General features: G+C 67.5%; 19 protein-coding genes. 9 read left to right on the top strand and 10 right to left on the bottom strand.

What is annotated here, in order from left to right; genetic code table 11:
• Position 1 precedes the first annotated feature (1 nt).
• From QXK92_RS16265 to dnaK, 4 genes are read right to left on the bottom strand one after another with little or no spacing between them, the layout of a single operon-like run.
• Complete coding sequence (locus QXK92_RS16265; RefSeq protein ID WP_306242841.1) at positions 2 to 391, bottom strand: heat shock protein transcriptional repressor HspR; 390 nt, start codon at positions 389 to 391, stop codon at positions 2 to 4.
• Positions 391 to 1,560 carry a molecular chaperone DnaJ gene (gene dnaJ, locus QXK92_RS16270; RefSeq protein ID WP_287039084.1) on the bottom strand — a complete coding sequence of 390 codons (1,170 nt, stop codon included), beginning with the start codon at positions 1,558 to 1,560 and terminating at the stop codon, positions 391 to 393. The genes QXK92_RS16265 and dnaJ overlap by 1 nt, the downstream gene beginning before the upstream one ends.
• 51 nt (positions 1,561 to 1,611) lie before the next feature.
• Complete coding sequence (gene grpE / locus QXK92_RS16275; protein WP_306242844.1) at positions 1,612 to 2,247, bottom strand: nucleotide exchange factor GrpE; 636 nt, start codon at positions 2,245 to 2,247, stop codon at positions 1,612 to 1,614.
• On the bottom strand, positions 2,244 to 4,112 hold the full coding sequence (dnaK, locus tag QXK92_RS16280) for a molecular chaperone DnaK (protein ID WP_306242846.1): 1,869 nt from the start codon (positions 4,110 to 4,112) through the stop codon (positions 2,244 to 2,246). The genes grpE and dnaK overlap by 4 nt, the downstream gene beginning before the upstream one ends.
• A gap of 262 nt (positions 4,113 to 4,374) precedes the next feature.
• Here dnaK and QXK92_RS16285 point away from each other — a divergent pair, with 262 nt between their 5' ends.
• Entirely contained in the window at positions 4,375 to 5,094 is a 720-nt protein-coding gene (locus QXK92_RS16285) for a YoaK family protein (protein ID WP_306242848.1), read from the top strand.
• Here the strand turns inward: QXK92_RS16285 and ngg are convergent.
• Positions 5,091 to 6,869, bottom strand: a complete 1,779-nt coding sequence (gene ngg, locus QXK92_RS16290; protein ID WP_306242850.1) for an N-acetylglutaminylglutamine synthetase — start codon at positions 6,867 to 6,869, stop codon at positions 5,091 to 5,093. The two genes, QXK92_RS16285 and ngg, sit on opposite strands and share 4 nt — an antisense overlap.
• 179 nt (positions 6,870 to 7,048) lie before the next feature.
• On the opposite strand from ngg, the gene QXK92_RS16295 reads away from it, so the two are divergent.
• Positions 7,049 to 7,699: a TetR/AcrR family transcriptional regulator gene (locus tag QXK92_RS16295; RefSeq protein WP_306242852.1), complete on the top strand. Its 651-nt coding sequence runs from the start codon at positions 7,049 to 7,051 to the stop codon at positions 7,697 to 7,699.
• Complete coding sequence (locus QXK92_RS16300) at positions 7,699 to 8,358, top strand: enoyl-CoA hydratase-related protein (protein WP_306244476.1); 660 nt, start codon at positions 7,699 to 7,701, stop codon at positions 8,356 to 8,358. Before QXK92_RS16295 ends, QXK92_RS16300 begins: the two co-directional genes overlap by 1 nt.
• Here QXK92_RS16300 and QXK92_RS16305 read toward each other — a convergent pair.
• Both QXK92_RS16305 and QXK92_RS16310 read right to left on the bottom strand, forming a co-directional pair.
• Positions 8,336 to 9,361 (bottom strand): DUF4185 domain-containing protein, encoded by a 1,026-nt coding sequence (locus QXK92_RS16305; protein ID WP_306242854.1) that lies wholly within the window; start codon positions 9,359 to 9,361, stop codon positions 8,336 to 8,338. The two genes, QXK92_RS16300 and QXK92_RS16305, sit on opposite strands and share 23 nt — an antisense overlap.
• A gap of 3 nt (positions 9,362 to 9,364) precedes the next feature.
• Positions 9,365 to 10,252 carry a LysR family transcriptional regulator gene (locus QXK92_RS16310; protein ID WP_306242856.1) on the bottom strand — a complete coding sequence of 296 codons (888 nt, stop codon included), beginning with the start codon at positions 10,250 to 10,252 and terminating at the stop codon, positions 9,365 to 9,367.
• Positions 10,253 to 10,454: 202 nt separating this feature from the next.
• Between QXK92_RS16310 and QXK92_RS16315 the strand changes: the two genes are divergently transcribed.
• From QXK92_RS16315 to QXK92_RS16325, 3 genes are all read left to right on the top strand, one after another.
• Entirely contained in the window at positions 10,455 to 11,402 is a 948-nt protein-coding gene (locus QXK92_RS16315; protein WP_306242858.1) for an amidohydrolase family protein, read from the top strand.
• Positions 11,403 to 11,438: 36 nt separating this feature from the next.
• Complete coding sequence (locus QXK92_RS16320) at positions 11,439 to 12,878, top strand: amino acid permease (RefSeq protein ID WP_306242861.1); 1,440 nt, start codon at positions 11,439 to 11,441, stop codon at positions 12,876 to 12,878.
• A 103-nt stretch (positions 12,879 to 12,981) separates the two neighbouring features.
• On the top strand, positions 12,982 to 13,548 hold the full coding sequence (locus QXK92_RS16325) for a hypothetical protein (protein WP_306242863.1): 567 nt from the start codon (positions 12,982 to 12,984) through the stop codon (positions 13,546 to 13,548).
• Positions 13,549 to 13,558: 10 nt separating this feature from the next.
• On the opposite strand, the gene QXK92_RS16330 is transcribed toward QXK92_RS16325, so the two are convergent.
• Complete coding sequence (locus QXK92_RS16330; protein WP_306242865.1) at positions 13,559 to 14,308, bottom strand: alpha/beta hydrolase; 750 nt, start codon at positions 14,306 to 14,308, stop codon at positions 13,559 to 13,561.
• 136 nt (positions 14,309 to 14,444) lie between these two features.
• On the opposite strand from QXK92_RS16330, the gene QXK92_RS16335 reads away from it, so the two are divergent.
• The 3 genes from QXK92_RS16335 (at position 14,445) to QXK92_RS16345 (ending at position 17,659) form a co-directional block, all read left to right on the top strand.
• Positions 14,445 to 15,149 (top strand): hypothetical protein, encoded by a 705-nt coding sequence (locus tag QXK92_RS16335; RefSeq protein WP_306242867.1) that lies wholly within the window; start codon positions 14,445 to 14,447, stop codon positions 15,147 to 15,149.
• An 86-nt stretch (positions 15,150 to 15,235) separates the two neighbouring features.
• Positions 15,236 to 15,784, top strand: coding sequence for an oligopeptide transporter substrate-binding protein (locus QXK92_RS16340; RefSeq protein WP_306242869.1), 549 nt, complete (start codon positions 15,236 to 15,238; stop codon positions 15,782 to 15,784).
• An 84-nt stretch (positions 15,785 to 15,868) separates the two neighbouring features.
• Positions 15,869 to 17,659, top strand: coding sequence for an Hsp70 family protein (locus tag QXK92_RS16345; RefSeq protein ID WP_306242871.1), 1,791 nt, complete (start codon positions 15,869 to 15,871; stop codon positions 17,657 to 17,659).
• On the opposite strand, the gene iniC is transcribed toward QXK92_RS16345, so the two are convergent.
• Both iniC and QXK92_RS16355 read right to left on the bottom strand, forming a co-directional pair.
• Positions 17,656 to 19,146, bottom strand: a complete 1,491-nt coding sequence (iniC, locus tag QXK92_RS16350; RefSeq protein ID WP_306242872.1) for an isoniazid-induced dynamin-like GTPase IniC — start codon at positions 19,144 to 19,146, stop codon at positions 17,656 to 17,658. The genes QXK92_RS16345 and iniC overlap by 4 nt on opposite strands.
• Positions 19,143 to 20,984, bottom strand: coding sequence for a dynamin-like GTPase family protein (locus tag QXK92_RS16355; protein ID WP_306242874.1), 1,842 nt, complete (start codon positions 20,982 to 20,984; stop codon positions 19,143 to 19,145). The genes iniC and QXK92_RS16355 overlap by 4 nt, the downstream gene beginning before the upstream one ends.
• Positions 20,985 to 20,997: the final 13 nt, after the last annotated feature.

The following is a 20,997-nucleotide window of genomic DNA, read 5'->3' on the forward strand; positions in this document are numbered from 1 at the left end:
CTCACCGGCGCGAACGGGGCTGCCAGACGACCAGCGCCGTGCTCTTCGGCACCACCGCGACCTCGCGGCGCTGGTTGGCGCGCAACACCGCCAGTTCCTCGGCCATCTCCTTCAGCCTGGACTGCAGCGCCTCGACCTGATTGGTCAGTTCGATGATGCGCTTGATCCCGGCAAGGTTGACGCCTTCGTCCTGGGAGAGGCGCTGCACCTCGCGCAGCAGGTTCACATCATGCTCGGAGTAGCGCCGCCCACCGCCCGGGGTGCGCTGTGGGCTGACCAAGCCGAGCCGGTCATACGTGCGCAGGGTCTGCGCATGCATGCCGGCCAGCTCGGCAGCCACCGAGATCAGGAAGGTCCGCGATTCCTCACTCTTCTTCGGGTTCATCGCCATCAGCGATTACCTGCCCATCCAGCCCTTGGGTCGAAGCCACTGGAACGTTCGGCCGCCGCATAGGCTTCCAACGCCTCCTGGGCGGCACCCTCCAGGTTCGGCGGAACGGCCACCTTGACGGTGACGAGCAGGTCGCCGCTGCCGCCGCTGCGCTTGGGCACACCACGCCCACGCACCCGCAGAATACGGCCGTCTGCGGTGCCCTTCGGCACCCGGACGCCGACTTTACCGTCCAGCGTGGGCACCGAAAGCGTTGAACCCAAAGCTAATTCGGTAAAGCTGACCGGGACGGTGACGGTGAGATCGTCGCCGTCACGGCCGAACACCTTGTCGGGACGGACGTGGACGGTTACGTACAGGTCGCCCGACGGTGCGCCACGCAGCCCGGCCTCACCCTGTCCGGCCAACCGGATCCGCTGCCCGTCCTCGACGCCCGGCGGAATCCGCACGTTGATGGTCCGGGTACGGGTGGTGGCGCCGTTGCCGCCGCATTCTTCGCACGGGTGCTCGATGATCGAACCGCTGCCCCGGCATTCGGTGCAGGGCTCGGAGAAACCGAACGCGCCCTGATTGCGGCTGATCACACCCGCGCCGTTGCAGTTCGGACACACCTTCGGGCTGGTGCCCGGACGTGCGCCGCTGCCGTGGCAGTTGGTGCACGGCGCCGGACTGGTCAGCCGCAGGGGCATCGCCACTCCCTTGGCGGCCTCGACGAAATCGAGTTCCGTCTCGGTCTCCAGGTCGTTGCCCCGGCGCGGCCGACTGGGCCGGGTGGTGCCACCTCGCCCGAACAGGCCGCCGAACAGGTCGCCGATGTTGGCGCCGCCGGACCGGCCGGCGGCGTCGAACAAGTCGTTCAGGTTGAACTCGGCGCCATCACCACCTCCGCCGAAGCCGCCGAAGTTACCCGCATCGAACCGACGGCCACCAAAGCCGCCGCCGGCGAACAGCCGGCGGGTTTCGTCGTACTCTTTGCGCTTCGCTTCGTCAGACAAGACGCTGTACGCCTCAGAAACTGCCTTGAACCGTTCGGCTCCGGCGGGGTTCTTGTCCGGATGCAGATCGGAAGCCAGCTTGCGGTACGCGGTCTTGATCTGCTTGGCGTCGGCATCGGAGGGGACGCCAAGCTCCTTGTAGAAGTCTTTCTCGACCCACTCACGCTGAGCCATACCGCGTCACCTCCTTACCTTTCTTCTTGATTCTGTGCCTTGAAACGGGAATTAGTCACCGGAGCCGTCGGCGTTGTCGCTCGTGTCGGCCGGCCCGGTTGTATCGGCATCGCCCGGGTTCTGCCCGGAGGATCCGTCGGCGACGGTGTCGACGACAGCCACCAGCGCGTTGCGCAGCACGTGCTCACCGAGCTGGTAGCCCTGTCGCATCACGGTGCCGATCACCGGTTTGGAGTCAGGACCGCCGCCACCCTCGTGTTGCACGGCTTCGTGAAGCACGGGGTCGAAGTCCTCGCCTTCTTCACCGAATGGCTTGAGCCCCAGTCCCGTCAACACGTTCATCAGTTTGTCGGCCACGGCCTTGAGCGGACCGGATTCCAAATCACCGTGCTTGCGCGCGCGCTCGATGTCGTCCACCGCATGCAGCAGTTCGCCGACCACGGCGGCCCTGGCGCGGTCGGCCGCGGCCTGCTGGTCACGCATCGCACGCTTGCGGTAGTTGGCGAAGTCCGCCTGAACCCGTTGCAGGTCTTTGGTCAGCTCCGCCACCTTGTCCGATGAATCGCCGGGAGCCTGCTCTCCCGGCGCCGGAGCGCCGGGAGAGCCCTGCCGTACTTCACCAGTTTCGGGATCGATCCGCCGTTTGTCGGTGACCGTCACCGGTTCCTGTGGGTACTCGTCGGTCACTTGGACTCCCGGTCGTCGTCGACCACCTCCGCGTCGACGACGTCGTCCGAGCCGCCCTGGTCAAACCCGCCACCGGGCTGACCGCCGCCGGCGGCACCACCTTCGGCCTGGGCCGCTTCGTAGATCGCCTGCCCGAGCGCCTGGGACTCCTGGCCCAGCTTCTCCATCGCCGACTTGATCGCGCTGATGTCGTCGCCACCCAGGGCCGCCTTGGCCTCGCCGACCGCGGCTTCCACCTTGCTCAAGGTGTCCTCGGGAACCTTCGAGCCGCCCTCGGCTTCTCGTTGTTCCTTGACGAACTTCTCCGTCTGGTAGACCAGCGTCTCGGCCTGGTTGCGGACGTCGGCCTCCTCGCGACGCTTGCGGTCCTCGTCCGCGTGCGCCTCGGCCTCCTTGATCATCCGGTCGATCTCTTCCTTGGAGATGCCGGAGCCCTCCTGGATGCGGATCGTGTTCTCCTTGCCGGTGCCCTTGTCCTTGGCCGTGACGTGCACGATGCCGTTGGCGTCGATGTCGAAGGTGACCTCGATCTGGGGCACACCGCGCGGAGCCGGGGCGATGCCGGTCAGCTCGAAGCTGCCGAGCAGCTTGTTGGCCGACGCCATCTCGCGCTCACCCTGGTAGACCTGGATCTGCACCGACGGTTGGTTGTCGTCGGCCGTGGTGAAGGTCTCCGACCGCTTGGTGGGGATGGTGGTGTTGCGCTCGATGAGCTTGGTCATCACGCCACCCTTGGTCTCGATACCCAGGCTCAGCGGTGTGACGTCAAGCAGCAGAACGTCTTTCACCTCACCCTTGAGGACACCAGCCTGCAGCGCAGCACCCACGGCGACGACCTCGTCAGGGTTGACGCCCTTGTTGGGCTCCTTGCCGCCGGTCATCTCCTTCACCAGCTCGGTGACCGCGGGCATACGGGTCGAACCGCCGACCAGTACCACGTGGTCGATGTCGCCCACCGAGATGCCGGCGTCGGCGATCACCGACTGGAACGGCTTGCGGGTACGGTCCAGCAGGTCTTGGGTGATGCGCTGGAACTCGGCCCGGGTCAGCTGCTCGTCGAGGAACAACGGGTTCTTGTCCGCGTCCACGGTGATGTAGGGCAGGTTGATCGAGGTGCTCTGCGAGCTGGACAGCTCGATCTTGGCCTTCTCGGCGGCTTCACGAAGCCGCTGCATGGCCATCTTGTCCTTGGTCAGGTCGATGCCGCTGGTGCCCTTGAACTTCTCCACCAGCCAGTCGACGACGCGCTGGTCCCAGTCGTCGCCACCGAGGTGGTTGTCACCGCTGGTGGCACGTACCTCGACCACACCTTCGCCGATCTCGAGCAGCGAGACGTCGAAGGTGCCGCCGCCGAGGTCGAAGACCAGGATGGTCTGTTCCTTCTCGCCCTTGTCCAAGCCGTAGGCCAGCGCGGCCGCGGTCGGCTCGTTGACGATGCGCAGCACGTTGAGGCCGGCGATCTGGCCGGCGTCCTTGGTCGCCTGACGCTGGGCGTCGTTGAAGTAAGCGGGCACGGTGATCACCGCGTCCGCGATGTCCTCGCCCAGGTATGCCTCAGCGTCGCGCTTGAGCTTCATCAGCACGCGGGCGCTGATTTCGGGGGCGGTGTAGTTCTTACCGTCGATCTCAATGGACCAATCGGTACCCATGTGCCGCTTGACCGAGCGAATGGTGCGGTCCACGTTGGTGACCGCCTGGTTCTTGGCGGGCTGGCCAACCAGAACTTCGCCGTTGCGCGCGAACGCGACGACGGAAGGAGTCGTCCTCGAGCCCTCGGAGTTAGCGACGACGACGGGGTCGCCACCCTCCAGAACCGAGACGACGGAGTTGGTGGTCCCGAGGTCGATGCCGACCGCACGAGCCATAGTGATTCCTCCTGAATGTGTAGAGCATCTGTATTGCACTATGCTGAGTGAACCCCGCTCAAGACTGCTCCGGTGGACGCTCTGCTGTCAACCCAGACTTGAGTCTGATTCACTCAACTTGTCGATCATGCTAACGGTGTCGCCGCGGAGTTTGTTCCCCGGGTCCTATGCGAGCTCTATGAAAGCGGCAGGAAGCGGCGTTTCGCCAGGTGACCCGATGGTTAGACTCGGCGAAGAGACAGCTTTTGGGGGGAAGCGAATCATGTCAGCGAACAGTCGCATGCTTGCCTACAGCTCCCTGCTGGCGATGAATGCAGGCTGGGTCAACGCGGTGGCGATCCTCATCATGGCCGTCCCGGTGGGCAACTTGACCGGAATCACCACCCAGATCGGCATGGACCGGGCCCACCCCTGGCGATACGAAAGCCACGTCCTGTTCGCGATCTTGCTGGGGTTCCTGATCGGGGCCGCCATCGCGGGAGCGCTGCTTGCCTCCAAGCGGATGCCGATCGGCAATCGGCACGCCGCCGTGCTGTCGATTCAGGCCTCACTGCTGCTGCTGGCCGCCGCCGGCATCGAAGAGTCCGACGTCAAGTCCCTGATCCTGGGATCCGGCATCGAGCAGACCGCGGTACAGGCTTTTCTGGCCGCCGCCGCGCTCGGTCTGCAGAACGGGCTGACCTCCAGCTTTCGCGGGATGGCGGTCCGCACCACCCATTTCACCGGCACCGTCACCGACCTGGGGCTCATGTTGGGCCGCAGCCGTCAGGAGGGCATCGACAAGTGGAAGGCGGCAATCCTCTCCGCGACGTTGTTGCTGTTCCTCACCGGCGCGGTCGTCGGCCTGATGGCCGGTGCCCGCATCGGCGGCCATGCTCTTGTCGTTCCGGCGACGATCTGCCTGGTGCTGGCGGCTATCGGTATGGTGCGCAGCCGCAGGCGGCGCGAGCAGCCCACCACCGCTGAACCGGTCAGCGCTTAGGAATTCGAGCGCGACTCTTCCGGAGTCCACGGCAGCGGCGGCCGGGGCTGGCCGGGAAACAGGAAGTCGACGAACGACGCCACCGTCGGTTGCGGTTCGTGGTTTGCCAATCCCGGCCGCTCATTGGCCTCGATGAAGGAGTAGTCGGCGGCACAGACGTCGGGGACCAGGAGGTCGATACCGGCCACCGGGATCCCGATGGCGTCGGCCGCATTGACCGCCACCCGGCACAGTTCCTCGTTCACCGTGCCGGTCACGTCGTGCAACGTCCCGCCCTGATGCAGGTTGGCGGTGGCGCGCACCCGCAGCACCGTGCCCTCCGGCAGCACATCGTCCAGCTGCCAGCCTTCGTTGCGGACCGTCTCCCGCGCGAGGTCGTCGAGCGGGATGCGGGACTCGCCTTCGGTGGCGGCAGAACGCCGCCGGCTTTCGGCCTCGATCAACTCGCGCACACTGTGCCTACCCGTGCCGATGACCTCAGGCGGCACCCGCAACGCGGCCGCCACCACCCGGCCGTCGATCACCACCAGCCGCAGGTCGTCGCCATGCACCCGCTTTTCGATCAGCACTTCCGGGTCCTGCTCCCGGGCCCGCGCCAACGCCGCGGCGAGCGCCTCGGGACCCTGGCCGGCAGTCACCCCCACGGTGATGCCCTTGCCCTGCTCCCCCCGGCACGGTTTGATCACCGCCTCGTCAATCTCGTCGAGGAACGCGTAGTCGTCCTCGTCGAAAGTGGCCAGCCGCGCCGGCGGAACCTCGATACCCGCCGCCTGCACCAGACGCCGGGTCAGCCGTTTGTCATCGCACCGGCACATCGCGATCGCCGAGGTGTACTCGGACAGCGACTCGCGGGTGACGACGCTGCGCCCGCCGTGAGTGAGGCGCATTTCACCGGTCTCGGCATCCAGGATCTCGACCCGGATGCCACGGCGGAGGGCCTCTTCGGCGATGATCCGCGCGTAGGGGTTGAGGTCGTCAATGGTTTCCGGCGGCGAGGTGAACAACGGCTCGTTGATGGTGTTCTTGCGCTTGACCACCAGCACCGGGACGCGGCGGAAACCGATCTTCTCGTACAGGCCGATCGCGGCGTCGTTGTCGTGGGCGACCGAGAGGTCGAGGTAGGCCCGTCCCTGCTCGCGGAACCGGTCGGCCATGGCGAGGGTCAACGCCTGCCCGATGCCCGGCAGCGCAGCGGCCGGGTCGACCGCCAGCGTCCACAGGCTCGCGCCCCGCTCGGGATCCGCGAAAAGAGCCTCGTGGTCGACACCCGTGACGGTGCCGATCACCGCACCGTCGTCGTCGCGCACGGCCACCAGGTACGTCACCGCGTCGACGTGCAGATGGTTGTGCCAGATCGTCTCGACCGGCGCTGGAACCATCCCACAGCGCACAAAGACGCGGTTCATGGCGTCGGCCTCGGCCGGGGACCGCAAGGTGCGCACCGTGACACCTTGCGGCGCAGTGGCCGAGTCCGTGTGCTCGGCGAAGCGCAGCCGGTAGGTGTGACTGGGGTCGATGAACAGTTCGGTAGGCGCCTGCGCGACCACGATGTGGGATTCGCGCGCGTAGATACACACATCCCGGCGTCCCGGCGCCTCGTTGCGCAGCGCTTCGACGAGCGCGGCTGAATCGGCGAACGTCTGGCCGAATATGATTCGGCCCCAACCGAGTTCGAGCTCAACCTGCCGCGCGGACACGTCGGCCGGGTGCGAGGCGTCGTGGAGGTTGAGTGTGATGAACTCGGGATGATCTTCCGCGACACCCATGGCGCTCATCCGGCTGGCCCCGTGAGGCCGGCCGCGCCGCGGCCGCGCGGCAACTCCGATCGACTAATCATGATCGGCGTTGTTTACCCATTTTCCCGCGATTGATCACCGATCCCGGCTCCCGCCCCGCCCCGCCCCGCCCCGCCCCGCCAGAGTATTAGAGCATTTGCTCTGTTACTATGCCGGTCATGCCGCGCCCCCGAGTCCACGACCCGGATACGGTGCTCGATGCCGTCGAGTCGCTGGCCGTCGCCTCCGGACCGGCGGCAGTGACCATCCGGGCGATCGGTTCGGCCGTCGGCGTCTCCAACGGCGCGCTGTATCACACGTGGGGTTCGCGGGCGGGCCTGCTGGCCCAGGCCTGGCTGCGGGCGGGCCGCCGGTTCCTGCAGGCACAGAACGCACTGGTCGACGCGGCCTTGTCGGCGCCGGACCCCCAGGCCGGCCTCGAGGCAGTGGCGGCCGCCGCGGACGCACCGGCGGCCTTTGCCGAGCAGCACCCGGACTCGTGCCGGCTGCTGCTGACGTTACCGCGGGAAGAGCTGATCGATCCCGATCTACCGGCCGAAATCATCGCTGAGATAAGGGATCTCGAAGCGCGGCTGGTCGACCTGATGATCCGGCTGGCACGCGCGGTCTGGGACCGCAAGGACGCCGCCGCGGTGGATGCGATCACGATCTGCATCGTCGACCTGCCGACCGCGATCCTGCTGCGCCGCGACCGCCTGGGCAGCACGACGGCGCGCGAACAGCTGCGCGCCGCGGTGCGCGCCGTGCTGCACATCGAGCCACCGATACGCCAACCCGAAAGACCGCACTCCGAAAGGAAGAACCAGTGATCAGCCTGCGCTACGACGAGAAGATCGCGATCCTCGATCTCGGCGACGACGAGAATCGTTTCTCCCCAAGCTTTCTCGACGACATCAATGACCACCTCGATGAGATCGAAGCCGGTGGCGCGCACGCCCTGGTCACCACCGCGACCGGAAAGTTCTACACCAACGGGCTCGATCTGGACTGGCTCTTCGCGCACGGCGACCAAACCCAGTGGTACGTGAGCCGGGTCCAGGATCTGCTGGCACGGATGCTCACGCTGCCCATGCCCACCGCGGCGGCGATCGTCGGTCACGCATTCGGCGCCGGGGCGATGCTGGCCGTTGCCCACGACTTCCGGGTGATGCGCGACGACCGCGGGTTCTTCTGCTTCCCCGAAGCGGACATCAACATTCCGTTCACCGACGGCATGGCCGCGCTGATCCAGGCCAAGCTCACCCCGCAAGCCGCGGTCGCCTCCATGACCACGGGACGGCGCTTCGGCGGAACCGACGCGGCGACAAGCGGTATCGTCGACGCCACCGCGGGCGAGGGCGCCGTAACGACCGCCGCGCTGGAAATGCTGCGCCCCCTGGGCGCCAAGGACCGCGGCACCTTGGGTGCGATCAAACAGACCATGTTCGGCACGGCCGCCCACACGCTCAGAGCGGCCGCCGACGGCTGACATTGGCAAGGACCAGCTGGGTGTTGTAGGGCGCCCCGACCGGCACGCCGTGCCCGTCGGCCTGCGTATTCCATTGACTGGCAAATATTTTCATCCGGCCCAGAGTGGATCCGGGAACAATGTAGCCGCCATAGTTCTGGGCTACGAAGTTCGGGCCGGCCGGGTCGCTCTGCTGCATGAGCACCGTTCGAACGCCCGCGCTGAAGATGTCGGTGGGCCTGTCCGCGACCCACACCTCCACCGTCCCATCGGGCCCACTGCGCACGTTGAATCCTGCCAGCACTGCGCAACCGTCGACCTCCCGGAAGCTCAGCTCGCCGAAACTGTTGGGGCTGATGACAGTTGGGGCCCGTCCCGGCCGGCCCCAGGCTGCATGGTCGCCGCGCACGTAGGGTCGCCACGACGAGCGGTCGGTGAACGCATCGGGGTGAGCCCGGTAGAGCGTTACGCCCCGGCTGCGGTCGAAGGCATCGGCGACGATGTACACATAACCGTCGGCGGCCTGGTAACCGCTGATCTGCGACTGGCCACTGTCGGCGTAGCTGCCGGGACGCCAGGAACCTTTGACCGGCTTCCAGCCGTCGGCCGGGCGATCGGTGACTTCCACCAGCCACGACCCGCCCCTGGCCCGCAGGTCCTCGGTACCGACCACCAGCATGTACGTCCGGCCGCCGACCAGCACGCTGCCCGCGGGCAACGTGTTCATGCCGCGCGCCTGACGAGGCGGGATAAAAAGCGGGTTGGGACTACCGCGCGGCCCGGTGAGCGGCGCACCGAAGTGCGGGTGGCCGGCGGCGTCGAAGGTCACCGGCACCGCCACGGACGGGTAGTGCGGGTGGGTGCCCACCCGGTCGCCGCCGAACGAATCCCCGAACACGGCCACATAGGACCCACCGGGCAGTTGAACGACCTCGCCCAGGTCGGCAGCGCCGATGCCGGGCACACCACCGCGGGCGCCGGTCCCGGCGATCGGACCGAGATTGCGCACCTCGCCATGGCGCATCGCTTACGTTCGCTCTTCGATCAGCGACAGCAGCGCCCGGACCGCCGCGCTCGCCGGGCGCGTGGCCGACGTCGCGACGTAGAGCCGCCAACACAGCTCGTGGTCGGCGACCGGCACGGTCACCAGACCGTCGTCGTCGATGTCGTCGAGAATGGTCCAGCTCAGAAACCCGATGCCGAGCCCGTTGCGGATGTAGGCGGCCGCGGTGCCCAGATCGGCGACCTCCAGGGTGACCGTCCGGTCCACCCCGGCGGCAGCGAACGCTTTGTCGATGACGATCCTGGTGCCGTACCCCGGCGGCGCGTCGACGAACGACATGCCGGCCAGTTCGGCCAGTGTCACCGACGAACCGGTGGCCAGCGGATGGTCGGCGGGCACCACCAGGTGCAGCTTGACGGCGGCTACCAGTTGCGCGTTCAGGCCGGCCGGCACGTCGCCGGGAAAGACGAGGAAGGCGATGTCCAGATCCCCGTCACGCAGTTGCCGTTCCAGCCCCGTCGTGCCGGCGCGGGCCGCGCGCAGCTGTACCCGAACCTCGGGGTGACGGGCATGCAAGTCTGCCAGCACAGTGGGCAGGTCGATCACGTTGATCGAGGTCAGCGTGCCGACGGTGACGGTGCCCCGCACAGCGCCGCGGGTGGCGTGCACGGCGTCCTTGGCGGCCGAGGCGGCGTCGAGGGTGGCGCGGGCGTGCGGCCGCAGCTGTTCACCCGCCGGTGTCAGGCGCACCCCGGCCGGCCCGCGGATGAACAGGTCGGCACCGAGTTCGCGTTCCAGCGCCCGGATGGTCGCCGACACCCCGGACTGGACGACGTGTAGCCGTTTGGCCGCCCGGGTGAAGCTCAGATTGTCCGCAACAGCGAGGAAGTACTCCAGCTGACGCAGTTCCACCCAGGAATTATCACCATTTGTGCTGGTGTCGATCAAGAAATTTCGCTGGCAGTGATCGCAGGGTCCGGCGTACCTTCGGCCCGGTGGAGGTCACCGAAATGCGCTGCTTATCGCGATGCGAAGAGCACCGATTCGCGGGTAGCGGTCGGGGCCGTGCCGGCCGCGCATCCCGCGGTGGGCCCGCGCGGGTATCGGAGGCATGATGCGCACCATCGCACTCGAAGAGCACTACGCCACAACGCCATTCCTGAGCGGACCGGGCAGCTGGCTGAAATCGCAACCCACCATTTGCGAGGCGCTCGTCGACCTCGGCGAGACCCGCATCAAGGCCATGGACAGCGCCGGCATCGACGTGGCCGTGTTGTCCCTGGTCGCCCCCGGCGTCGAGCAGCTCGACGGTCCGGCGGCCATCCGGTTGGCCCGAAGCTGCAACGACGAGCTCGCAGCGGCCGTACAGCGGTATCCAGAGCGGCTGGCGGGTTTCGCCACCCTGCCGATCAGCGAGCCCGACGCGGCGGCCACCGAACTCGAGCGCATGATCGGCAACGGCTTCGTCGGCGCGGTGGTCAACGGCCACTGCCGGGGCGTCTATCTCGACGACCCGCACTTCGAGCCGGTCCTCGACCGCGCCGCGGCCCTGCGGGTTCCGATCTATCTGCACCCGACCGTTCCGCCCCCGGCCGTCGTCGAATCCTGCTACGCCGGGTTCACCGAAGACGTGACCTTCGCGCTGGCGACGGTGGGATGGGGCTGGCACATCAACACCGGCACCCACGTGCTGCGCCTCATCCTCGGCGGCGTGTTCGACCGGCACCCCGAACTGCAGGTCATCATCGGCCACATGGGAGAGGCGCTGCCCTTCATGGTGCCGCGATTCGACGCCACACTGCGCCCGGAGCTGACCGGTCTGCGGCGTCCGGTCAGCTCCTACCTGCGGGAGAACCTGACCTATACGTTCGCCAACTTCAACAACGAGGCCACCTACGCCAACCTGATGGCCCAGATCGGGGTAGACCGAGTGGCCTTCTCCACCGATCACCCTTTCGGGTCCATGACCGCCGCACGCGGCTTCCTCGACCGGCTGCCACTCACCGACGACGAGCGGGCCGCCATCAGCCACCGAAACGCCGAGCGCCTGCTGGGGCTGTGAACTGCCGGCGCGCTGAGGGTGGGATAGCCTGACGCGATGGCAGCGCCCGCGCGCGCGTTGGACCGCGAGGACGCGGGTTACCACAAGGCGCTCAAGAACCGGCAGATTCAGATGATCGCCCTGGGCGGCGCGATCGGAACCGGGTTGTTCCTCGGCGCCGGCGGGCGGCTCGCGTCGGCCGGCCCGGGGTTGTTCATCGTTTTCGGCATCTGCGGCGTCTTCGTGTTCCTGATCCTGCGCGCCCTCGGTGAGCTGGTGCTGTACCGGCCGTCGTCAGGTTCGTTCGTGTCATACGCGCGTGAATTCTTCGGCGAGAAGGTAGCTTTCGCCGCCGGCTGGATGTACTTCCTGAACTGGGCGATGACCGGCATCGTGGACACCACCGCGATCGCGCAGTACTGCCGCTACTGGAAAGTGTTTCAGGTCGTCCCGCAGTGGACACTGGCGCTGATCGCGCTGGTCGTCGTCGTGTCGATGAACCTGATCTCGGTCAAGCTGTTCGGTGAGCTGGAATTCTGGGCCGCCCTGGTCAAGGTGCTGGCACTGGTGACGTTTCTGATCGTGGGCACCGTCTTCCTTGTCGGCCGGTTCAAAGTCGACGGCCACGACACCGGGTGGTCGCTGTGGAGCAGCAACGGCGGCCTGCTGCCGACCGGTCCGCTGTCACTGCTGCTCGTCACCTCAGGAGTGGTATTCGCTTACGCCGCAATCGAACTGGTTGGCATCGCGGCCGGCGAGACCGCGGAGCCGGAGAAAGTCATGCCGCGGGCGATCAACTCGGTGGTATTCCGGATCGCGGTCTTCTACATCGGGTCGACGGTGCTGCTGGCCCTGCTACTGCCCTACACCGCGTACAAGGACGGCGAGAGCCCGTTCGTGACGTTCTTCAACAAACTCGGTATCTCGTGGGGCGACGACCTGATGAACCTGGTGGTGCTCACCGCGGCGCTGTCGAGCCTGAACGCCGGCTTGTATTCCACCGGACGGATCCTGCGGTCGATGGCCATCAACGGCAGCGGCCCCAAGTTCACCGCGCCGATGTCCAAGAACGGCGTGCCGTTCGGCGGCATTCTGCTGACCGCCGGGATCGGCCTGTTCGGCATCGCGCTCAACGCCGTGACTCCCAAACACGCCTTCGAGATCGTGCTGCACATCGCCGCGACCGGCGTCATCGTGGCCTGGGCGACGATCGTTGCCTGTCAGCTACGGTTCGACCAACTGGCCAAAGCAGGGGAAGTGGAGCGCCCGGCGTTCCGCATGCCGCTGTCGCCCTACACCGGGTGGGTCACGCTCGCCTTCCTGGCCGGTGTGCTGGTGTTGATGCTGTTCGACAAGGTGTACGGGCGCTGGATGCTGGCCGCCATGGCGTTCGGCGTCCCCGCCTTGATCGGCGGCTGGTTCGTGGTGCGGGGCCGGGTGCGTGACGCCGCAGCCGAGGCCGAAGCCGATGCTGAGGCCGAAGCCGACGCCGGGTAACGCTTTGCCATCGGCGCCGTTCCAAGCGCGCGTCACTGCGATGACTCGGGTCTTCCCGTGCGTAATCTGACTTCTGATATCAGATGTCCCCGGGAGTAGTGCGTTGCGGTTTTTGCAGAAGGCTGGGTGGGTTCCGCTCGCCGTCACCGTGCTGATCGCCGGATGCAGCACCACGATCGACGGCAGGCCGGTGGCCAGCCCAGGTGGCCGGGGTCCGGCCGAACCTACGTTCCCGACGCCCAGACCCAGCGCCTCTGCCCCGGCGGCACCGACTACGCCCATCGCGCTGCCGCCCACCAACCCTCCGTCGACCAACCCGGCGCCCGGCACAATCACGCTCAAACCCGACCAGAACGGCTACGTCTTCATCGAGACCAAGTCGGGCATGACGCGCTGCCAGATCAACAAGGAAAGCGTCGGCTGCGAAGCGCCGTTCACCAACTCACCTCTGAAGGACGGTGAGCACGCCAACGGCGTCCACATCACCTCCGACGGAAACGTGCAGTGGGTGCTCGGCAACCTGGGTGCCATCCCCACCGTCACGATCGACTACAAGACGTATGACGCACAGGGCTGGACCATCGTCGCAACCAAAGAAGGCACCCGCTTCTCCAACAACGGCACCGGACACGGCATGTTCGTCAGTGTCGAGAAGGTGGACACTTTCTGAGCGCTGACCGTCAGCCGATGGTCCGCGCAAACCACTCGAGGACGGGCGGCGCCACCTGGTCCAGCGCCGACTCGGCGATGATCCAGTGCGGAAGCCCGGAATGGACCTGGTGTTCGGCGCCGTAACGCTTGGCGATCTGCCGTGAGGCCGACGACGCGACGTTTCGGTCCTCGCCCGCGCTGACGCAGAGCACCGGGCACGTCACTTCGGACGCGTTGACCCGGGTGACGGATGCTCCGACCAGCATCTGCCGGTAGACCCTGCCGGAGTCGCGAACCAGCTGCGGTACCAGAGCATCCTGTTCGGCGGCCGGCAGCGTGCACAGCGGGACTTCGCGCATCGTCCGCGGCGACGGCAGAATCGGCCTGCCCGCCAGGATGCTGGGCATCAGCGGCGCCAGGTGCGGAAGGGGTTTCAGCTGCGGCCACAGGATTCCGGGCGGTACCGAGGCCAGCAGCACCACGGCACGGGGATCGCGCGCGGCCGCCAGTTTCTGGGCAAGTAGGCCCCCCAGGCTGTGACCGATGATGACCGGTGGTGCAGCGAGCCCGTCGTAGACGCGCAGGACAGACTCGTAGAGCTCACCGATGCCGCTGCGGCGCAGCACGGCGTCGTCGGACGGTTCCCGCCCCGGCAATGCCGGTGCAACGCAATCGAATCCAGCCTCGCCGAAGAAGTCGGTCCAGGGCTTGAGCAGAGACGGACGCCCGAATGCTCCGTGTATGAACAGGACCGGCGGGCGTGGGTCGTTCGGCGCCATCGGCGATTACATCCTTTCCAAGGATTCTTGCGAGAACTGGGTCTACACATGCAGACACCGCAGGTGCGGGAAATTCATCGCCAGGTTCGTCGCCCGCTGCCCTTGCCGGTCCGCACCGACCTATAACATCGGAACCGTGGCACGTTACGGCCCACCAGACGACTTCAACAACCAGCCCACCCAGTACGGCGGCTACGGCGGACAACCCCCTCAGGGCCCGCCTCCGGGAGGGCCGCCCCAGGGACCTCCTCCCTACGGCCGGCCGCCCCAGGGTCCGCCGCCCGGTCCCCAGCATCAGCCGACGGTAGAGGGACCTCCGCCACCCGGCGGCACGCCGCTACAGAACCAACCGACGGTGGAGCACTCGCCGCACGGCCAGCCGCTGCAGTACCAGCCGACTTCGGAGGGCATCGCGCCGGAGCAGTACGACCAGCTCGGAGCCGAGGATTCCGATCAGGAGGCGCGGCCCTGGTACCGCAGGCCGGTGACGCTGATCGGCTGGGCGATCCTTGTGCTGATCCTGCTCGCCCTGATCGCCTACGGCGTCACCCAACTGCTCGGCGGCGACAAGAGCAACGGCCCGGCTCCCGGCACCACGTCGACGTCGACGACCTCGACCACCACCACGACGACCACCACCACCACCACGACCGAGCCGACGACGACCAGCGAACCGACGACCACGCCCACCGCGGCTCCGCCGGCCAACCCGCCGCGCAACCAACCACCCGGATCGCAACCGACGCAGCAACCGAGCCACCGCCCGCACCTGCCTCAGCTGCCGTCGACCATCACCGTTCCGGGTGGTCCCACCATCACCCTGCCCAACCTGCCCCGTTAGCACTTGGTCAAGGTTTGATTGCTGATCGGTCACGGGCGGCGCGCGCTGGGCTGCGGCGCTGGGGTTAGCGAATACAGTCGGCGCCCGTGACCAGGTACGACCCGCCTGAATACGGCGCCAACGACCCGACCGCCTACGGCAACTACGGCTACGGGCCCGGCGCCGGCGGGTACGGGCAGCCGGCCGGTGGCGGATACCCGCCCGAACCGGAACCTGAGCCCACACCCGGCTGGCGTAAGCCACTTGCCCTGGTCGGATGGGGACTGCTGATCGCGGTGTTGATCGCGCTGATCATCTACGGAATCGTGCTGCTGGCCCGCGGCCGTCCGAGCCCGGCGACAGTGACCACCACGGTGACCACGGTCGCCCCGGCGACGACGACCACGACCACGACGGCGCCCACCACAACCACAACCACAACCACAACCACAACCACGACCACCACCACGTCGACCACGACCACCACCAGCACCACGACCGAGCCCACCACCACGACCACGACGCCGACCACGACGTCCGCATCGCCGACCACCACGCCCGCCAACTCCCCGGCACCCGGCGCGATTCCCAGGCTGCCGTCGCAGATCACGTTGCCGGCCATACCCACCGTCATCAATCTGCCGCCGGGACTGTGACCCGGCCCCGCCCGATCCGCGACGGCTAGGGTGGGGAACGGCCCCCGACCGCAGCGAAACAAGGGATTTACGAAGGGTGTGGATATGAGCGAGCCGCTCGGGTTGTCGATCGGAGTGGCCAACCTGGTGGCTGCCCGCTCCGGTAGCGTCCCGGTCTCCCGCACCCCGGTCGTGACGCTGTTCGAGAACCGTCAATCCGAGGTGGGGCTGCCCGAAGAAAACCCGAATCTGACCGAACCCGGCCTGGTACTGCGCGGATTCGTGGAGCGCGTCGGTGATCCGGCGCCGCTGGTGGCGGCCGACGGGACCAAGTACCTGGGGCAGGCCCTGACCATCGAGGCATTGGAAGCGATGGCCCGCACGGTCGGCTACGGCAGACCGATCACGGTCGCCGTCCCGGCGTACTGGTCGGACAATCAGGTCGCCGCGCTGCGCCAGGAGCTGTTCGCCCAACCCGATCTGACGGCGCATGGCGGCACACCGACGCTGATCTCCGACGCCACCGCGGCGCTGGCGGCGGTCAAAGCCCGGCCCGGGTTCCCCCGGCAGGGCGTCGTCGCGCTGTGCGACTTCGGCGCCGGCGGCACGAGCGTCACGCTGGCCAACGCCGGATCGGACCTTCAGCAGATCGGCAGCACCGTTCGCTACAGCGAGTTCTCCGGTGACGACCTCGACCAGCTGACTCTGAATCACCTGTTGGCCACCGCCCCCGGCGTCGACAGCGGCGGCGACGTATCCAACACCGCGACGTCGATGGGTTCGGTGACGCGGATGCTGAGCGCCTGCCGTGCCGCCAAGGAGCAGCTGTCCGCCGCAACGGTGGCCACCGTCGGCACCGGTGATCAGCGGCTGACCCGCAGCGAATTCGAACAACTCATCGCGCCACCCCTGGACCGGTTCATCGGTTCTATCGGAGATGTACTGCAGCGCAACGGGATTGGGCAACTGGCCGCGGTCGCGATCGTCGGCGGCGGGGCCGCCATTCCACTGATCACCACGCGGCTCTCAGAACGCCTGCGGGTGCCGGTCTTCTCTACCGCGCAACCGATGTTCGCCGCGGCGATCGGGGCCGCGACGCTCGGCGACGCGCAAGCGGCCTCGGCCGGCGCAGCCACCGGAATCGGCCCGGCCGTCGGCCTGCCGACAAGCATGCTCGGCGCCGCCACCGGTCCTGAGACGTTGGCTTCCCCGACCGCGCCGGTGGACACCGAAGCGTTCTCCGACAGCGCCCGTCAGGAGACCGACCGGGCGCTGGCGTGGTCCGAAGACAGCGGCACGGGCATGGAGCCGGTCCCCTACACCGGCCCCGCCGACTACACCGGCCCGGTCGAGCCCCCGCCCGGCCCCCCGCCCCCTGACACGCGGCAGGATCGCTACGCGGGCGAGCCCGAGGTCCCGCCCTGGTACCGCAGACCGGCCATCCTGCTCAGTCTGGCCGGCGCCGCCGCAGCCGTCATCCTCGCCGTCGTGCTGGCGCTGACCCTGCGCCCGACCAACGCCAAACCGGTCGTCACCACCTCGCAGCCGCCGCCCTTCACCACCGTCGTGACCGGGCCGGACAACAGCCCCACGGAGACGGTGGTCACGCCGCCACCTGTCACCGTGACCACCACGCCGTCGACCACCACCACCACACCGAGCACCTCGGCGACGACGTCGACCACGTCCAGTACGACATCGACCACGACGACGACCACGACGACCACCCAGCCCACCACCACGACCACGACCACTCAGCCGACGACGACCCAACCGACCACCACGCAGCAGACCACCACACAGGCACCGCCGACGACCACCCAGAAGCCGCCTACCACGACGGCGGCACCGGTGACGCCCACCACCGCGGCGCCCGCTCCCGCCCCCGGGGGTTAGCGACCCGGGAACTCGGTGAGCAGCGCCTCGGCGCTGCGGACTGCCGCACGGCAGGCCCTAGTGGTGAAAGGGTCGTTGAGCGGGTGCTCGGCCCGACGGCGCCAATGTTGTGCCGCGGCGAAAGCCGCCCGCGAGACCTCCTGGGGATTGGCCTGGCATACCTGCGGATCGAGACCGAGCCTGCTGGCCGGCGCGGTGCCCGCACCGCCGATGATCCGGCGCAGCAGCACCACGTCGGCTTCCTTCAAAGTCGTTGTGCGAGAAGACAACTGACTCAAGAGTCGTAGTTCTTCGAAGGCGTGGGTATCGGCCAGCAGGGGGTCGATGTCGGCGATCACGTACGGCGTGGCCAGCACCGGATGTGACTCGACGAACCGGCGCAACGACACCAGCGCGGTGTGCGCCTTGAGCATGTCGGAGCGCTGCGCGAACTGCTGGTCGATGACATTGCGCAACGTCACCAGGCCGCTGCGCTCGAGCAGTTCGTTAGCCAGCCCGGACGCGTCCGCGACCCCGGCCGCCAGCACCGCGATCGAGATGCGGATGCCGAACATGCCGAACCGCTCCAGCAGATGCGCACGGGTCGCCGCGTCCACCGGCAGCGGGCTGTCCGGGCGCACGAAGCGGTCCACGCTCAGCAGCGCTCGGTTGAGCTCGGTGGCGTCGGACGCGGCGAGCTTCTGCAACGCGACGAATTCGCTCTGGCGCAGTGTGCGCGCGGTCATCGCGAGCAGTCCCGACACCGGCACCACCGCCTGACAGATCCCGGTCTGGTTCATCTCGCTGGTGAACCGTCGGGCGACGTCGTTGGCCGACAGCATCGCATCGATGCGGCCGGCGCCGATCTCGTCCGCCCGCGATGCCACTCCGATGATGCCCAGCGCCCCGGCCGAACCGCCCACCAGACCACCGATCTGCTTGAGCAACGCGATGTCGGCCGCGTTGAGCGTGCGCAGCAGGAACACCACCGCGTCGACTCGCGGCACCCCGTCCGGAGGAACGAGCAGTCGGAGCGTGCGCTCGGAGGCATCCCGCGTCAACGAGGACGTGCCCGGAGTGTCGATGATGGTGGCCTGCGTCAGCTCCTGGGCCGGCCACTCGACATCCAGGTGAGCCACCTCCACCGGATTGAGGTTGCGCAGGTCGAAACTCAGGCCGTCGCGATGGGTGATCGGCACGTTGCTGCGCCGCCCGCCCTGGTGGATCGCGGTGACTTTCGGCGTCGGCCCGTGCCGGAACCAGGTCACGATCCTGGTTGCCTCGGTCGCGTCCGTCGGTGCGATATCGTCGCCGACCAGCGCGTTGACCAGGGTGGACTTGCCCGCCTTGAGGGTGCCCGCAAGTGCGATCCGAATCGGCTCGTTGAGCCGCGCGCCGATCCGTTCCAGCTCGTGGAAGACATCCGGGCGTTGCCGGTAGGCCGGTTCACCCCGATAAGCCTGGATGGTTCCGCCCAGGATGGCGCGGACCCGATCACTTGTGCTCACGCTCGTCCTATGGTGGCCGGTTGCCGCAGCTTGTCCAGGTTTTCGACGACCTGACGCAGAATATCCAGTTGCCGCTCCAGTTCGCGCACCCTGGTGTCACGCTCCACATCCTCCAGATGGGCAGCGGTCAGGGTTGCCTGCAGCGATTCGTTGAGCGAGCGGCTCAGTTCGTTGGCGATGTCGCGGTAGTGGTCGCGCAGCTTGCGGTGGATCGTTTTGAGCCGGTCGCGGGACTCCTTGCCGACGACGAAGGAGACCTCGTCGACGAAACGCCGGACATTCGCCTTGGCTTCGGCGCGGGCCCGCAGCAGCCGGCTCTGCTTCTCCTCCTTGTAGGCCATGCGGCCGAGCAAGAGCCCGGCGCCCACCGACACCGGGTTGAACAGACCGAGTCCGGCCACCGAAGACAGCATGCCGATCATCACCACACCGCCGTAGGAACCCCGGAGCCCCGAGAGGGCTTTCTGTCCCTTGCCCTGCGGCTTGGATTCGAGCTCGGCCAGCGCCTTGAGGGAATCGAAGTCGGTGGCCATCAGGCGCGACGTCAGTTCCGGCGACATCACCGAGTTCAGGCCGGCATCGGCGAAAGAGCGGGCGACGTCGTCGGCCAGGGCAGCCGAACGCTGGTATGCCCAGACGAAGTTGTCGCCGACCGCGGTGGCGATCGCGTCCTCCGCTTCGGCGCCGATTTCCGCCCAATGCAGAGTGGGGTCGCACGAATCGATGCGTTTCTCGATCTCGTCGGTAACGGCACGGAAGCGTGCCCGCAGATCGTGGTCGACGTCATTGCTCACATCGGTGAAGCCGTCGGTGAGCACCTGCTGCCACAGCGCGGTGGCCTGCAGGGCATTCTCGGCGTCGCGCTTGCGTCGCTGCAGATCACTTGCCAGTCGATCGCGCAGGCCGGGATCGTTGACCGACGACAGTTCCGATCCTGCCGCCATGGTCAATTGGTCTGCGGCAGAGCGGATGTCGTTGAGCACCTCGTCACGCACCCGGTCGTTTTCGCGGGTGAGCACCTTTTCGCTCAGGAATTTGACCACGGCCGGGAAATTGGACTCGTCGTTGAGTTCCTTATCGTTGAGACTCACCGCGTGGCTGCGCAGCAGCGACGAGACCGGGATGATCGGCAACGGCACCCGGGCGCGCTGCAGGTGATTGGCGTTGGCGTTGACGACCTGGCGCCAGTGCGGATACAGGTCGGTCTTGGTTGCAACGATCACCCCGACCGGGCAGATCTGGTGCGCCTTATGCAGGAACCACATCTCGGGTTCGGTGAACTCCTGACTGGCGTCGCTCACCATGAGCATCGCGTCGGCATCGGGCAGCAGACCGAGGGTCGCCGAGAGGTGCGGCTGCCCGTGGCCGCCCACGCCGGGGGTGTCGATGAACACCAGGCCGCCCTGCAGCAACGGGCTGGGCGCGCCTATCTCGACCCGCAGCACTTGCCGTCCGGTGGCCTGGGGCGCCCGGCGCAGATCAGCGTTGATGTCCTCGACCGGGATGTCGACGGTCGTTGTTTCGCCGTTGGGTCCCGCGGCGAGGACGAGCCGGGCCGACGGCTGCGCGCTGTAGCTGACGACGGTGATCACCACCGTGGCTTCGTCGTCACCCACCCGGGCGACCGGCAGATTCAGCAGGGAGTTGAGCAGCTGACTCTTGCCTTGCTTGAGCTGCCCGGCAATGACGACGCGGATGTTGGGGTCGGTGATCCGCTGCCTGGCCCGACGCAGCCGTTCCACCAGATCACCGCGTTTGTGCAGCTCAGCGAGGGCGATCGTGTGATCGATCAGTTCCACGATCACGCTGACCCGACGCGGGTCATCGGGTTGTGTCACCGTGCTGCCCCAC

Source organism: Mycobacterium sp. TY815, from assembly GCF_030755135.1.
Classification (GTDB): Bacteria; Actinomycetota; Actinomycetes; order Mycobacteriales; family Mycobacteriaceae; genus Mycobacterium.